13 protein-coding genes are annotated in these 15741 nt (G+C 67.9%); all 13 read left to right on the top strand.

Annotated features, from left to right (window positions below; genetic code table 11):
* Positions 1-3 precede the first annotated feature (3 nt).
* The 13 genes from LWP59_RS26555 (at position 4) to LWP59_RS26495 (ending at position 15730) form a co-directional block, all read left to right on the top strand.
* Entirely contained in the window at positions 4-1248 is a 1245-nt protein-coding gene (locus LWP59_RS26555; RefSeq protein WP_144644970.1) for an MlaD family protein, read from the top strand.
* A complete protein-coding gene (locus LWP59_RS26550) occupies positions 1245-2594 on the top strand; it encodes an MlaD family protein (protein WP_144644968.1) in 1350 nt (449 codons plus the stop codon). The genes LWP59_RS26555 and LWP59_RS26550 overlap by 4 nt, the downstream gene beginning before the upstream one ends.
* Positions 2591-3898, top strand: coding sequence for an MlaD family protein (locus tag LWP59_RS26545; protein WP_144644966.1), 1308 nt, complete (start codon positions 2591-2593; stop codon positions 3896-3898). Before LWP59_RS26550 ends, LWP59_RS26545 begins: the two co-directional genes overlap by 4 nt.
* Positions 3895-5295, top strand: coding sequence for an MlaD family protein (locus LWP59_RS26540; RefSeq protein WP_144644963.1), 1401 nt, complete (start codon positions 3895-3897; stop codon positions 5293-5295). Before LWP59_RS26545 ends, LWP59_RS26540 begins: the two co-directional genes overlap by 4 nt.
* Positions 5296-5387: 92 nt before the next feature.
* Complete coding sequence (locus tag LWP59_RS26535) at positions 5388-6569, top strand: MlaD family protein (RefSeq protein WP_222425729.1); 1182 nt, start codon at positions 5388-5390, stop codon at positions 6567-6569.
* Positions 6566-7858 carry an MlaD family protein gene (locus LWP59_RS26530; protein ID WP_144644959.1) on the top strand — a complete coding sequence of 431 codons (1293 nt, stop codon included), beginning with the start codon at positions 6566-6568 and terminating at the stop codon, positions 7856-7858. Before LWP59_RS26535 ends, LWP59_RS26530 begins: the two co-directional genes overlap by 4 nt.
* Positions 7855-10197, top strand: coding sequence for an RND transporter family protein (locus LWP59_RS26525; RefSeq protein WP_233921933.1), 2343 nt, complete (start codon positions 7855-7857; stop codon positions 10195-10197). Before LWP59_RS26530 ends, LWP59_RS26525 begins: the two co-directional genes overlap by 4 nt.
* Entirely contained in the window at positions 10194-11318 is a 1125-nt protein-coding gene (locus LWP59_RS26520) for a peptidyl-prolyl cis-trans isomerase (protein WP_144643522.1), read from the top strand. The genes LWP59_RS26525 and LWP59_RS26520 overlap by 4 nt, the downstream gene beginning before the upstream one ends.
* Positions 11315-11539, top strand: a complete 225-nt coding sequence (locus LWP59_RS26515; protein ID WP_144643521.1) for a hypothetical protein — start codon at positions 11315-11317, stop codon at positions 11537-11539. The genes LWP59_RS26520 and LWP59_RS26515 overlap by 4 nt, the downstream gene beginning before the upstream one ends.
* A gap of 155 nt (positions 11540-11694) precedes the next feature.
* A complete protein-coding gene (locus LWP59_RS26510; RefSeq protein WP_144643520.1) occupies positions 11695-12804 on the top strand; it encodes an NAD(P)-dependent alcohol dehydrogenase in 1110 nt (369 codons plus the stop codon).
* Between the two features lie 46 nt (positions 12805-12850).
* The gene (locus LWP59_RS26505; RefSeq protein WP_229858459.1) at positions 12851-14146 is read left to right on the top strand and encodes a cytochrome P450; all 1296 of its coding nucleotides are present in this window, start codon (positions 12851-12853) and stop codon (positions 14144-14146) included.
* A gap of 32 nt (positions 14147-14178) precedes the next feature.
* The gene (locus LWP59_RS26500; RefSeq protein ID WP_222425688.1) at positions 14179-15396 is read left to right on the top strand and encodes an NAD(P)/FAD-dependent oxidoreductase; all 1218 of its coding nucleotides are present in this window, start codon (positions 14179-14181) and stop codon (positions 15394-15396) included.
* Positions 15323-15730 carry a 2Fe-2S iron-sulfur cluster-binding protein gene (locus tag LWP59_RS26495; protein ID WP_233921932.1) on the top strand — a complete coding sequence of 136 codons (408 nt, stop codon included), beginning with the start codon at positions 15323-15325 and terminating at the stop codon, positions 15728-15730. Before LWP59_RS26500 ends, LWP59_RS26495 begins: the two co-directional genes overlap by 74 nt.
* Positions 15731-15741 lie beyond the last annotated feature (11 nt).

Here is a 15741-nt window from a genome sequence, read left to right as displayed (position 1 = left end):
CCCATGGCGCGACGCAAGGTGGTGCGGCGGTCGGTCATCGGGCTGCTCGTGGTCGCCGCCCTCGGCATCGGTGGCTACCTGACCGCGTCCGGGACCGACCGCTATTCCGTGGACGTCGTCGTCCCTTCGGCGGCCCAGCTGTTGTCGGGTTCACCGGTGTGGATCGACGGCAGGCAGGTGGGTTCGGTGGACACATTGGAGGTCCGCGACGGCAAGGCGGTCATTCACGTTGGCCTGTCGAAGGATCACGCTCCGCTGCACGACGGGACGACCTCGCGCATCGAGTGGAACTCGGTCATCGGGGAGCGGGTGCTGACCCTCTACCCTGGGCCCGCCGGCAACGCGCCCATCCCCGACGGGGGCATGTTCGAAAGCCAGTCGAGCGAGGCGGAGATCGACGAGGTGCTCGCGGCACTGGACCCGCCGACCCGGGCGCGGCTGAGCTCTCTCATCGGTCAGCTCAACGACACCTCCTCCGGTGTGGAGCAGGAACTTCAGGCCACCCTGCAGACCGCGGGCCCGGCCGTGCACGCGCTGGGGTCGGTGCTGGACGGCATCGGTAAGGACGGGCCCGCGATCCACGATCTGGTCGGCCAGCTCGACCAGCTGACCGCGGTCGCGGCGCAGCACGGCAACGACGTGTCCGGAACCGTGCGGAACCTTTCCGCGCTGGCGGACTCGGTGGCCGCGGAACAGGCGGCCGTTTCGCAGTCGCTGGGGGAGTTGCCGGGCACGCTTCAGGCCGCGCGGGGAACCCTCGACAAGGTGCCACAGGCCGGTGGCGTGACCACGCCACTGCTCCGGGATCTCGACCCGGCGACGCGGAAACTGCCTTCGGTGGCGCGGAATCTGAGCCCGGTGCTGCAGGATCTGCGGCCGACCGTGAACGAGCTCGGCCCGTTGCTGGTGGACGCCAGGCAACTGCTCGGGAAGACGCCGCAGCTGCTCGACACGGCACACGATGTCCTGCCACCCGTACAGAACGTGGTGCAGAGCTACGAGCCCGCGCTCGCCTATCTGCGTCCCTACACGCCGGAACTGATCGGCTGGCTGCAGAACTTCGGGCAGAGTTTCGCCGGATACGACTCGCAGGGCCATTTCTGGGCCGCCACCCTGGCGCCGGGGACGAACACCCTGGACGAGAGCGTCGTGCCGAATCTGCCCGGTTCCTACACCGACTCCAGGCCCGCTCCGGGCGCGGTCGTCGGCCAGCCGTGGACAGATGCACATGGAAGCGGGATGAAATGAGCAGGTTCGGGAAAAGGCGGGTGGTGGTGGTCGCGGTGGCGACCGTCCTGGTCGCCGGCGCGACGACCGCGGCGTTGAGGTCCACGGAGGACAGTTCCACCAAGGAGGTCGTCACGGCGTACTTCGCCGACGCGAACCCGATCGTCGCCGGAAACCAGGTCAAGGCGGCCGGGGTGGACGTGGGCACGGTCAAGTCGGTGAGCCTGCGCGACGGTCATGCCGTGGTGGAGATGGAGATCGATCAGGTACTCCGGCCGCTGCACAAGGATGCGAGCGCCACGATCCAATCGAAGAACCTGCTCGGCGAGCGCTATATCGAGCTCGCGCCGGGATCGGCGAATGCGCCGCTGCTCGGGGACCCGCCGGTCATCGCGGCCTCGCGGACCAAACGGGAAGTCGATCTGCAGGAGGTTCTCAACGCACTTGACACGCCGACGGCGACTGCGCTCGGGGCGTTGCTGACGTCCTTGGGTGAGGGGGTCGACGGCCAGGGCAAGAACCTCGCGGACGCGATTTCCGCGCTGGCGCCTGCCATGCGGCAGTCGACTGAACTGGCCGGCATTCTCGACGAGCACAACGCCCTGCTGACCGACCTGGTGGACAGCGCGCAGCCGGTGGCGAGCGCCTTGGCGAAGGGACAGGGCCAGGATCTGGACAGCCTGGTTTCCTCGACGACGCAGGCCCTGTCCGCGGTGGCCGCACAGCGGCAGGCGGTGGAGCAGACCGTTCAGCAGCTTCCAGCGACGATAACGAGTGCCAGGACCGCGCTGACGCGAGTGACCGGTGTCGCCGATCCGACCACCGCGACGCTCCGGTCATTGCGGCCGGTCGTCGACAACCTCACCGACATCACCGCGGAACTGCGCTCGTTCGCGGACGCGGCCGACCCCGCGCTGGCCGCGCTGCAGCCGGTGCTCGACCGTGGCAAGTCCATGCTGGACCAAGCCGCGCCACTGGTCGCGGACCTTCGCCCGGCGGGCCCCCAGTTGCGTGCTGTGGCCGGATCGGCCAACTCGCTCGCCGGAACCATTCTCGGTGATCACCTGACGCAGCTGATGGAGTTCATGAAGGGCTGGGCTCTGGCCACTTCGGACTACGACGCCATCAGCCACTACTTCAAGGCGATCCTCCCGATCTCGCCCAGCCCGCTGGGCCGGACGGTGGCGGGACCCGTGCCCGGTCTGCCCGACAACCCGCTGGGTGGCCTGCCGCTGCCGACCGGGCCTCAGCTGCCACTGCCGGGCCGGACCAACGCGCCACCGCAGAACCCCGATGGCAGCGCCACGGGGCTGACATCGGGACAGGAGAACTCGTTGCTCGGTCAACTACTGGGAGGGCTGCCGTGAGGGCGAAACCCCAAACACGCCGGGACTTCCGTTCGGTCGTCGCGGGAGGTGTGGTCGTCGTCGTGATCGCGGTGGCGCTGTACATCGCCTCCACGGCCCAGACGGGGCTGCCGTTCGCTCCGACGACCACGGTCAAGGCGGAGATCAGCGAGGTGCACACGCTGGCCGTGAACGACGAAGTGCGGGAGAACAGCAAGCGGATCGGCCGGGTCAGCGCGATCGACTACGTCAACGGCAAGGCGCTGGTCACCATGGAGCTCGACGGGCACCAGGACGTCTACAACGACGCGACGGCCGCGATCTGGGATGCCTCGACGCTCGCCATGAAGTTCGTCGAACTCGACGTGGGCACACCGCAAACCGGTGAGCTCGGCGACAAGGTCATCTCGGCTCAGCACACGTCGGGATCCGCCGACCTGCAGCAGTTGCTCGGCGTGCTGGACCCCGATACGCGCTCGCACGCCGCGGGTGCCGTTCGTGAGCTCGGCGGCGGGGTCGCCGGCCACAGCGACGACATCCACGACTTCGCGGGAGCCGCGCCGAACCTGCTGAACGACCTGAACACCGTGTCCGGCGCGCTGGCTTCGGATCAGACGAACCTTCCGGCGGTGCTCCGCAGTGCCCGGGACCTGACGAGCCGGTTCACCGGGCGGGAACAACAGCTCACCGCGTTGATGAACCAGGCCGACAGCACGCTGCGCGCGTTCGTGGCCGACAACGGGCAACCGTTGCAGGAAGCGCTCGCGAAGGCTCCGGCCACTTTGCAGAACGTCCGCGGCGCGCTGGATTCGCTCGACGCGCCACTGGCCGATCTCCAGTCCGCGATGAAGACCGTTCAGCCCGGCGCGGACGCGCTGGGACAGGCCACCCCGGACCTTCGGGGCGTGCTGCGGGAAGGAGTACCTGTGCTGGGCAAGGTTCCGGGCGTCGCGGATCAGGCCAATCCGGCGATCGACGATCTGCGCGACACCTTCGCGGACGCACGCCCGCTGGCGCCCCGACTGACCGAGGCGCTGACCGATCTCGCCACCCCGCTGGGCGTGCTCGCGCCCTACGGCCCGGAAATCGCGCAGTTCTTCGTGCGCGGCCACAGTTTCGTGTCCGAGGGGCCCGCGCCCGGAATCCGGTACGCACGGCTGAGCCCCAATGTCGACGTCACGACCGTCACCGGCGGCCTGCTGTCGTCGGGCAACTACCCGATCGACCAGTACCCGGCGCCGGGGCAGGCGACCAATGACCGGGCGACGCAAGGTCTGCCGCCGGGTCTTCCCCCGGCCCTGCCGAACAAGGGGGGAGCGCGATGAACGCGCTGCGGAAATCGCTGGGCGGCGCCCGCCGGCAGCTGGGCCGGATGTCCGGCAGAACGATCGGAATCGTGGTACTCGTGGTGGTTCTGGTGGCGGGTTTCGCCGCTTTCGAAAAGGACGAAATCTCCACCGCGCTCGACTATCCGGACACGGTCCAGGCCGAGTTCCCGCGCGATTACAAGCTCGAGGACTACGGGAGCGACGTCCGGGTAGCCGACGTCAAGGTCGGCAAGGTCACCGGCGTGGAATCCACCGACCACGGCACGGTGCTGGTGACGATGAAGGTGCAGGACGGCATCCGCGGCGTTCTCGGCCAGTCCCCGAGCGCGGCCATCCGGCCCACGACCCTGCTCGGCGGTGTCTACTACGTCGCACTGACGCCCGGCGGGGCCCAGGGCACTCTGGCCGGGCCGATTCCGGTCGCGCGCACGAGCGTGCCGGTGGAGCTGGGCGAGGTCCTGTCCGCGGTCACGCCGCCTGCCCGTGAGGGTGTACGGGCTTCGGTCGGCCAGCTCGACGAAACCGTTCGCCAAGGCGGAAAGGACGCGACGCGGGAGCTGCTGCAAAACGCCCCGGGGACGCTGAAGCCCACGGGCGATCTTCTCGACGCGGCTCGTGGTACGCGGCCCGAGACCGACCTGACCGGAGTCGTCACCGGACTGCGGAACACCGCGGCGGTACTCGACCGCACCGGTGGACAGCTGGACGCGATCTTCACCGACCTCGACCGGTCGACCGGCACTCTGGCCGCGGAGCGGCAACCGCTGTCCGGTGCGCTCGCGGACCTGCCGGCCACGTTGCGCACGACCAGGGCAGGGCTCGGCGATCTCCAGGGGACGCTTGATCGGCTCACCGCCACCGCGACGTCACTCCGGCCGACCGCGCGTTCTCTCGACTCGCTGCTGGGCAAGCTCGACCCGGTGCTGGCGAGGACGCGCCCCGTCCTCAGTGACACGCGCGAGGTGGTCGCGGACGCTGGGCCGCTGGTCCAGCAGCTGGTTCCGGCCGCGGACAGCGGGACGCAGGACCTGGCGAACGTCCGTGGCCCGGTGCTCGACCGGCTCAACGGGCCGATCAAGGATCTCGTGCTCTCGCCGTGGAAGGGCACCGGGGTTTACGCGGGTGGCGGCAACGATCACCGTTTCTACGAGGAGGTCGGCTACCTCGGGGTGCACGGGGCGAAGGTGTTCCAGACCCACGACGGGAATGGGGCGCAGGGCCGGCTGATGGCCGGTGTGGGTGCCAGGACCCTGGGCGGAGCCGCCGTTCCGCTGAGTCTGGAGCAGTACCTCGAGACCCTGGGGCTGGATCAGCCCGCCGGCCCGCAGGAAGACGCCAACTCGGGCAAGGCGTTGTTGCCGGAGTTCCCGATCCCGCCGGAGGAGCCACGATGATGATGTCCATCCGCCGCACCTGGGACCGTCTGCGGACGGTGCCAGGCCTGAGCCGGGACGTCGGTGCCGTGACAGCGCTGGTCGTCGCCGCGGTGGTCGCGGCCGGGATCATGGGGTCCAAGATGTCCACTTCCCTTCCCTGGCAGGACAAACTGGTTCTGCACGCGGAGTTTCAGTCGGTGCCGGGTGTCAATCCCGACAGCTCGCACAAGGTGACCATCGCCGGTGTGAACGTCGGCAAGATCACCGGCTGGCGGGTCACGGAGCATGGGACGGCCATTCTTGATCTGGAGATCGACGGCGGGCAGACCGTCTACGACAACGCGCGCGCCGTGCTGAGGCCGAAGAACCCGCTCAACGACATGACCGTCGAGATCAACCCGGGCGGCCCGCCCGGTAAGCCCTACGCCCAGAACGGGACCATTCCACTGGATCGGACACAGCGCGGCGTGCAGGCCGACGACGTGCTGTCGCATTTGGATGAACGCACGCAGCACGCGCTGACCGACCTGCTGACCGAGTCCGACGTGGCGCTCGCGCGCGCCCCGCAGGAGCTTCCGGAGGGGCTCGACGCCACGAACGGGCTGCTGACGAGGATCAAGCCGGTCGTCGACGCGCTCGACACCAGGCGCCAGAAGATCGCTGACCTGGTCACCGCGCTGTCGCAGATATCGACTGCGGTGGGCAAGAACGACGACCGGCTGGCGAATCTCGCCGACGCCGCCCAGCAGACTCTGTCGGTGCTGGCGAACAACGACGGCAACCTGCGGGCGAGTCTCGACCAGCTGCCGGGCCTGACCGGCGACCTGGACGCCGCGATGAACAGCACACAGCAGCTGACGGAAGAGCTGAATCCGACGGTCGACAAGCTCGGTGCGGCGTCGAAGGATCTGCCGGATGCGTTGCAACGAACCGAGAAGACCGTCGACCAGCTCGGGCAGACCGTCGACAAGGCCAAACCCGCGCTGGAAGCCGCGAAGCCCGTGGTCGCAGACCTCCGCCCGCTGGTTTCGGACGTCGCTCCAGCGCTCGCCGATCTCATACCGGTGACGCGCAGCCTCAACCAGGACACGGCGACGGTGACGACCTACCTGGATGACATCCGCGCGTTCGTCTACAACACTTCGTCGGTTTTCGGCGCCGGTGACGGTCCGGAGACCGGGATCATCCGCGGCCATCTGGTCATCCCGCTCGCAGGCGCCGGTGTACTGCCGGGCGGGCAGGGCGGTTACGCACCGGGCCCGGAGAACGGCATCCAGGGAGGCACGCGATGAGGATTCCGTTCAGCCGCCTCGGCCGCCTCGGCATCGTGTTCGCCTTCCTCAGTGGAGCGGCGGCGGTCCTGGTTTACTTCTTCGCCGGGACCGAGGTCCGGGTGCCTGGCATCGAGCCGGTCGGGTACCAGGTCCTCGCCAAGTCCAAGGACGTCGACAACCTCGTGCCCGCGAGTCAGGTGCGCATGGCAGGCGTCCAGATCGGTGAGGTCCGCAAGACCACGACCACGCCCGACGGCGTGGTGATCCAGTTCGCCATCACGAACAAGGACGTGGCACCGCTGCACCAGGGCGTCATCGTGCGGATCGGCGCGCGGTCCCTCGTCGAGGACAGCTATCTGGACATCACCGACGGGCATGGCCCGCCGTTGCCGGACTCCTCGACCCTGCCGCCTGACGCCGTGCAGACCAGCACGCAGGTGGACGACCTCCTGCGGAGCCTCGATCCCCAGACCCGCGACAACCTCGGAAGCCTGCTCCGCTCGCTCGGCCAGGGCACACAGGGGACCCAGCAAGGGCTGGATGCGACCGTCACCGGTCTGGGCGAGCTCGGCAGGAACGGCCATACGGCGCTCGACGCCATTGCGGCCCAATCGGAGGATCTCCAGCATCTGGGACAGCAGACGCGGACCCTGCTCAATGCGCTCGACACCGGCGAAGGCCAGATCGCCACGCTGGTCACCGAAGCGCAGAAGATCACGGCGGCCACTTCGGGTCAGCGCCAGTCGATCGAGGACACGATGCGCCGGTTGCCGGGGGTGCTCGACAGCGCGAACACCGCTTCGGGCACCTTGACGACGATGGCCTCGGCGCTCGCTCCCGTTTCCGCCAACCTCAAGCAGGCGGCACCCGATCTGAACGTCGCGCTGGATCAGCTACCCCAGACCACAAAGGACCTGCGGGGACTGCTGACGCCGCTGTCGCAGGTACTCGATGCCGCACCGGCCACGTTGGACAGGGTACCGGCGCTCGGAACCGACGTCCGCAACCTTGTCCCCGGCGCGAGGTCGCTGCTGAGTGACGCCAATCCGATGCTGAGCTATCTCAAGCCCTATGGTCCGGAACTGGCCGCATTCTTCGCGAACTTCAACGCTGTGCTGCAGTACACCGACGAGGCTGGCGTCCACTACGCGCGGCTGCTGCCGCACGTCAACGAGCAATCGGTGCAATCGCCGCTGAAGTCCAGCCTCCTTGGCACGTACTACAACCCGCTGCCGGCGCCCGGTACGGGTGCGCACCCGGGTCCGTACTCCGGCACGTACCCGCGGCTGGAACCGGAGCCGAAATGAGAGCGCGGCTCCCCGAACTCCGGGCTCCGCGCTGGATTCGCGGGCTCCGCCGGATGCCGAGCGGCCGACGGCTGCTCGCCGGCGTGCTGATCGCCGGCGCGGCCGCGGGAATGGCGCAGGGGCTTCTGAACCTGCACACCGACACGAGTCCCGAGTCGTTCCTGCCGGCGGGGGACCCTGCATTGGGCTCGTTACAGGACGCTGCAAGGTCGTTCGGTGGTGACCCGATCGTCGTGCTCGCCAGGACCAGCCAGCCACAGCAGATGTTCGGTGCGGAGCAGTTGCCGAAGCTGCTGGCGCTGGAGGGTCAGCTGGCGAAGCTGCCCGACACGGCCGTGGTCTACGGTCCGGCGACAGTGCTGAACCAGATCGCGCAGGCGTCGCAGAACCTGCTGGCGACGCTGGCCGGGCGCAGGGACGCTGTCGCAGCACAGGCGGAGCAGCGTGCCCGAGAGGAGAGGAAGCCGGACAAGGCCGTCACGGCGGCACGCGATGCGGCAGTGGCGGAATTCGACGCCCGGTACGGCCCGCTCCTCGTCCGCGGGCTCCCCGCGGGCCTGCCCACGTTGCGCAATCCCGGTTTCGTCGCGCGCGTCATCTTCGACCAGAACGGTCTGCCCAAGCCCGAGTGGCATTTCGTCGTCCCTGATCCGCGATCGGTGGCGATCCTGATCCGCCCGCGAGAGGATCTCGACCAGGCAGGCACGGAGCGGCTGACTGCCAACGTCAGATCCACTGTGGACGGCGCCGGGCTCACGACCGAGCGTGTGACGGTGACCGGGATCCCCGCCGTCACCGCGGCGTTGGGCAGCGAGGTGCGGTGGCAGGCGCCGCTGCTGGGCGCGCTGGCGATCGTGCTGATCGGTGTGTGCTACTTCGCGGTGCCCTGGATCCGGCCGAAGAGGTACCGGTTGCTGCCGCTCGCGACGTCACTTGCGGCGACCGCCGCCGTACTCGCCCTGTTCGGATGGCTCGATCACGCGGTCTCACTCGGAGTCGTCGCGTTCCTGCCGGTTCTGGTGGGCATCGCGAGCGATTACCAGGCATATCTCGCCCATCCCACCGGACGACGTCGTGTCGTCGTCGTGGGGCTGGCCGCGGCGACAGCGTTCGCCTCACTGGCCCTTTCCCCACTACCGTTCGTGCGAGATCTCGGCCTGGCTCTCGCGGCGGGCCTGTTGTTCAGCGTCGGCCTGGCATTGCTCGTCGGACGGCACCTGTCGCATCATGCGCGGCCGAGCCCTCTGGCCACCGTGGAAGAAGCTCGACCGGAGGGCAGCCGGCGCCCGCTCTCCGTGGGCGGCCGTGCCGGCCTGCTGGTGCTGGCGGCCGGTATCGCCGCGGCGGGCTGGGTGGCGCTACCGAGGCTGAATGTGGAGGCACAGCCTGAAAAGCTGGCGTCCGGGCTGCCCGCGCTCGCCGACATCCAGATTGCCGAGGACGTGCTGGGTGCGTCCGGGGAGGTTCAGGTGGTTCTGCGCGGCCCGGACGTGCTCACACCCGGGGCACTGGCCTGGATGCGCCAGGTGCAGGACCAGCTCGCGTTGCGGCTCGGCGACCGGATGAGGCCGGTGGTGAGCCTGCCCAGCCTCCTCGAATTCCTGGGCCCGTCGCCAACACAGGAGCAGGTGACCGCCGGGACGGACCTGCTGCCCGACTACCTGACCGGGGCGGTGCTGCGGGCCGACCACCAGCGAGCGACGATGAGCTTTCTCCTGGGACTGCAGGATCTCCGGGATCAGGCCCGGCTGATCGGCGATGCACGCGCGGCCATCCCACCACCACCGCCCGGCTATGCGACGGATCTGGTCGGGCTGCCGGTGGTGGCTGCCCGTGGGTACCAGCTGGTCTCCGCCGACCGCTACCTGACGAGTGCGATCGGAATCGCTGGGGCAGGAATCGTCCTGCTGATCGGACTGCGCAGGCGGTCCGACGCCCTGCGTGCTGTGCTGGCCGCGGGTCTGGCCACGGGATGGGGACTGGCTGGGATCGCGGCGCTCGGTTTGTCCTTGACACCGCTGACCCTGGCGCTCGGATCGCTGACCGCGGCCACCGCGTGCGAGTTCACCGTCATGCTGTGCGTCCGCTCGGCTCGGGGGAGCGGGGTGCGGACGGGGCGGGTCGTGGCGGCCGCGGCATTGGCGGCGGCGCTCGGCTTCGCGGCCCTGTCCGTGTCCGGGCTGCAGATCGTCCGCGAATTCGGCCTGATCCTCGCCGCGACGGTGGGGTTGTCGTTCGCCGCGGCGCACCTCGTGGTCGCTTTGTCGCGGAAGCCGGATGGCAGGCCGGAAGGTGGATCGCCTTCGGCGGTGCCCGCGCGGGAGGAGGTCAACGCGTGAGACTCGTGCCGGGAGAATTCGCGGTGAAGGCACGGAAAGCGTTGCACCGTCTGGTTCCCCGGGGCAAGCGGGGACGAGCCGTGGCCGCCGCCGCCGTGGTGGTGGTGGCTGTACTCGGGGCCATCACGCCGATGGTCGTGGCGAAGGTGACCGGTCTGCCGGACGGTGTGGCTCTGCGTGTCGGAAGCACTGAGGTGACGGAAGACCAGGTGCAGCAAAGAATCTCCGCGCTCCGCGCGCTCTACGGGATAAAACCGCCGGAAGGAGCCGACCAGCAGGATCGGTTCCGGCGCGACGCGGCGAAAACCGTGGCCGTGGACGTCATTCTGGGGAATGCCGCACGGTCGCGGAACATTCTGATCTCGGACCAGTCGGCGAACGACACCTTGGCCAAGATGATCAGCACCCAGCTGACGTCGTCGGGCCAGGGCTCCTTCACGGACCTCCTGCGCGCTTACGGTGCTTCACAGAGCGACGTCATCGACGAGATCAAACGGCAGCAGAGCGCGGACCTGCTCTTCCAGGCCGTGACGTCCGACGCGGCCGCCCGCGTCACCGACGAGACGGTCGGTCAGTACTACCGGGACCACCAGGATTCCATGGTGGAGCCGGAGAAGCGGGACATCCAGAACATCGTGGTGGCGAGCGAAGACCAGGCGGATCAGGTGGCCGCCGCCGCGAAGGCCGGTCAGGACTTTCCGGGTCTGGTGCGGCGGTACTCCCTCGACCAGGCCACCAGTTCCGCCGGCGGTGAACTCGGTCTGGTGGAGCGAAGCCAGCTGGAGCAGCAGTACGCCGACGCCGCGTTCCAGCCGGGGGTCGGCGGCGTGTTCGGCCCGGTGAAAACCGCGCACGGCTGGAACGTCGGCCGGATCGTGCGGATCGAGCCCGCCGTTCCGCTCACGCTCGATCAGGTCAGGGACCGGTTACGAGATCAGCTGCGGTCACAGCAGGCACTCGATGAATGGCGAACGTGGCTCGCGAACGAAATCAGGAACGCGAACGTGGAATACGCGGACGCGTACCGGCCCGCCGATCCCGATACGCCGCCGCCCGCCCCGGACCTGTCCGGAGTGTCCGAGGACGCTCACCCGCCGTCCCCGACGGACGAGCCGCGATGACCTGGTCAGTGATGGCGCTGCTGTTCGCGATACCAGTCTTCGCACTCGGCCGGTGGGGCACGAGAAACGCCGCCGGACTGGCGCCCCGCACGCTTTCCGCAGTGGTCAGGGAAAGCAAGGAGCGAGCCATCCGCCGGGGCGCCCTCGCGTGTCAGGTCTTCGCGGGATTCTTTGTCCTGCTTGGCATCGCTGAGCTGGTGATGTGGGCTATCCACCGGTGATCAGGGCGAGGATGTGCTACCGGAGTGATATGAGAATCCCTACCGGGGATGATGTGTCAGAAGCCACAGCGGCGGAGGATGACTTCATCGACCAGACACGGATGGTCACCGCATGAACTGATTCAGCGCGGAATCGACGAAATCGTGAGGATCCCATGGAAGTTACTGCCGCCGTCGCGAAAAAAGCGCACGCGAAATTCGAGCTGGAATCACTGACCCTGGACGAGCCCCGTGCCGACGAGGTCATTGTGAAGATCAGCGCCGTCGGTATCTGTCACAGCGATCTGGCGGCCCGTGACGGCGCGATCCCCATCGAGCTGCCCGCCGTCCTCGGCCACGAGGGATCCGGCTACGTGGAACGGGTCGGGGAGTCGGTGACGAAGGTCCAGCCCGGAGATCGTGTGGTCCTCACGTTCAACAGCTGTGGCGAGTGCCCCAACTGCACGGACGACCGCCAGGCCTACTGTCACCAGTTCGCGCCCCTCAACTACGGGGGAGTCCGGCCCGACGGTTCGGCGGTGCTGTCCTCCGGTACGGAGACAGTCCGCGGCAATTTCTTCGGTCAGTCCTCGTTCGCCGACTACGCACTGGCGAACGAGCGCAATGTCGTCAAGGTCTCCGGCGAGGTGCCGCTGGAATTGCTCGGCCCGCTCGGGTGCGGAATCCAGACCGGCGCCGGTGCGATCATGAACTCGTTCCAGGCTCCGCCGGGTTCCTCGGTGCTGATCGTCGGCGCCGGCGCCGTGGGGCTCTCCGCGGTCCTGGGCGCGGTCGTCCAGAACTGCGCGAACATCCTGGTGTCCGAGCCGCATGCCTCTCGTCGCGAACGGGCGCTGAAACTCGGGGCGACACAGGTGATCGACCCCGTGGACGGCCCGTTGCCGGATCAAGTCCGGGCTGCCTTGCCTGCCGGAGTGGACTTCGTGCTGGACACCTCGGGCAACGCCGACGTGCTCGCGAGTGTCGCGCTGTGCCTGGCTCCGCGCGGGCTGCTCGGCCTCGTCGGTGTGCCGGCGGACCCGGAAGCCACGCTGTGGGTGAACGTCATCCACGCGATGGTCCTGGGGCTACGAGTCATGGGGATCGTCGAAGGGGACAGCAATCCCGACGAGTTCATTCCCCGGCTGATCGAGCTGTACCAGGCCGGCCGGTTTCCGTTCGACAAGCTGGTCAAGACGTTCCCCTTCGCCGCGGTCAACGACGCGATCCACGAACAGGAGACCGGCGAGACCGTCAAGGCCGTCCTGCTCAACGAAAACGCGTAGCCATCTTCGTGTCATCGAACGCACATCACCAGGAAGGATCTGACTCGTGACCGCAGACTTGGGCAGTCGCGCCGCCGTACCGGACGAGATCGCGCGGGGCGTCATGCTGGCGGAGTCGCACACCGATGAAAAGGTCTTCTACGGAGCCTACAAGTGGCTTCGGGAGAACAGGCCGGTCGGTCTCGCCAAGCTCGACGGGTTCGATCCCGTGTGGCTCATCAGCAAGCACGCCGACATCATGGAGGTCGAGAAGCAGCCGGAGCTGTTCACCAGCGGCGTCGAGAACCCCATCCTCAACGACCAGGCCAGTGACGCGTTCATCCGGAGCATCAACAACGGCACGGTCCGCGCGATCGACATGGTGACCTACATGGATCCGCCGGAGCACACGAAGATGCGCGGCGTCACGGCGCAGTGGTTCATGCCGAGGAATCTGCGGACCTTCGAGGAACGCATTCGCGGTCTTGCCCGCGCGGCCGTCGACAAGCTGTTGGAGTCGGACGGGCGGGTCGACATCGTGCAGGACTTCGCCCTGCGCTTTCCGTTGCACGTCATCATGACCCTGCTCGGTGTTCCGGAATCGGACGAGCCCCGTATGCTCAAACTGACCCAGGAGTTGTTCGGGGCCAACGATCCCGAGCAGCAGCGTGACGATGTCAAGCTCGAGCCGGACGTCGCGGCGCGGATGTGGATGGCCGCCGTCGGAGACTTCTACGCCTACTTCAGCGGCCTGTCGGACCATCGCCGGGCCAACCCGGCGGACGATTTGCTCTCGGTGATCGCGAATGCCAAGGTCGACGGCGAATATCTGTCGGAATCCCTGTGTAACGGGTACTACCTGGCGATCGCGACGGCCGGTCACGACACCACCTCGTCCACGATCTCCGGTGCCATGCGTGCCTTCGCGGAGTTCCCCGAGGAACTGAAGAGGGTTCGCGAGGACCTGTCGCTGATCCCGAGCCTCGTCGACGAGGCCATCCGCTGGGTGGCCCCGGTGAAGCATTTCATGCGCGCGGCGTCCCGGGACACGACGTTGCACGGGCAGGAGATCAAGAGTGGTGATCGGCTCATGCTCTGCTACCCGTCCGGCAACCGTGACGAGGACGTGTTCGACAGTCCCGATGTCTTCGATGTGACGCGCAAGCCGAACAGGCATATTTCGTTCGGCTACGGCCCGCATATGTGCCTCGGCCAGCACGTCGCGAAACTGGAGATGCGGATCCTGTTCGAAGAGCTGATCCCGCGGCTGAAGTCGGTGGATCTCACCGGCGATCCGAAGCTGTCCCAAGCGAATTTCGTCGGCGGACTGACCCGGCTTCCGGTCCAGTTCACCAAGGCGTAGCCGGCGCGATGCGGGACGAACGTGTCGGGCGAGTGGTGGTGGTCGGCGCGGGACACGGTGGTGCGAACGCCGCGGCCTTCCTGCGCCAGCAGGGATTCGCCGGTGAGGTGATCCTGCTCGGCGAGGAACCGGTGGTCCCGTACCACCGTCCACCGCTGTCCAAGAAATACGTCACCGGCGACGTGAGCGCCGAGGACATTCACCTCAAACCCGCCCGTTTCTACGGCGACCAGGAGATCGAACTGCGGCTCGGATGCCGGGTCGTGGGCGTGGCCGCCGGCGACAAAGTGATCTCCTTCGACGACGGCAGCACACTCGGCTACGACAGCCTGATTCTCGCGACCGGCGCCGCGCCCCGCGTCCTCGATGTTCCGGGCTCGGAACTCGAAGGGGTCGAGCGGCTCCGCACGGTGGCGGACGCCGGACGCCTGAAGGAACTGGTGAAGCCCGGCCAGAAACTGGCGATCGTGGGTGGCGGCTACATCGGACTCGAGGTCGCCGCGGCCTGCCGGACCAAGGGCATTTCAGTCGTGATCGTGGAACGGGAATCGAGACTCCTGCCGAGGGTCGCCGGCACCGGGCTGTCGGAGTTCCTCACCAGGTATCACCAGGAGCACGGAACGGAAATCCTGGTTTCCGGACGGGTCAAGGGATTCGGGCCCAACCGCCGCGGTTCGGTCGGAACGGTGCTGCTGGACGACGGGACCGAGCTGCCCTGCGATGCCGCGCTCGTCGGTGTCGGTGCGATTCCCCGGGACGAGCTGGCTCGCGCGGCAGGTCTGTCATGTGACGGAGGTGTCGTCGTGGACGAGCGATCGAGGACCAGCGACCGTTCCATCTACGCGGTCGGCGACATGACGCGTCGGCCGCTGCCCGGCCGGCCGGGCCTGTACCGGATGGAGAGCATCCCGAGCGCGGTCGAGCAGGCCGGGCAGGCGGTGGCCGCGATACTGGCGCGTCCGGGCCCGAAATCGGAAGTGCCGTGGTTCTGGTCGGATCAGTTCGATCTGAAACTGAAGACCGCAGGCCTTGTCGGAGAAGGCGAGCGCGTCGTGTGCAGGTCGTCTGCGGACGGGAACCGCGCGGCGTTCTTTCACCTCCGTGACGAAGCCGTTGTCGCCGTCGAGGCGATCAACGCCTCGACGGAGTTCATGGCGGGACGGCGGTTCATCGAAAATGGCACGCGGGTCGATCCCGGCAAACTCGCCGATCATTCGATTCCGCTGCGAGAAGTCGGTACAGCACGATGATGGAGAGATGATGCCGAAGGTTATCTGTGTCGACGATTCCGATGGCTCTCGGCACGAGTTGGCAGTCGACGCCGGATGCAGCCTCATGTCGGCCGCCGTGGCGGCCAACGTCGCCGGGATCGTCGCGGAGTGCGGCGGAAGTTGTTCCTGTGCCACTTGCCATGTGTACGTGGCGGAAGAATGGTGCGACGCGCTCGACGAGCCGACGCCAGAGGAAACGGACCTGCTCGAGTTCCTGGAGAGCGTCCGGCCGAATTCTCGGCTGTCCTGCCAAATCCTGCTCACCGATGAGCTGGACGGTCTCACGGTGCGTGTTCCCGAATCGGCCGAGTGATTTCTCCGGCG

This window comes from Amycolatopsis acidiphila, assembly GCF_021391495.1.
In the GTDB taxonomy this organism is placed as follows: domain Bacteria; phylum Actinomycetota; class Actinomycetes; order Mycobacteriales; family Pseudonocardiaceae; genus Amycolatopsis_E; species Amycolatopsis_E acidiphila.
This window is presented reverse-complemented; position numbering and strand designations above follow the sequence as displayed.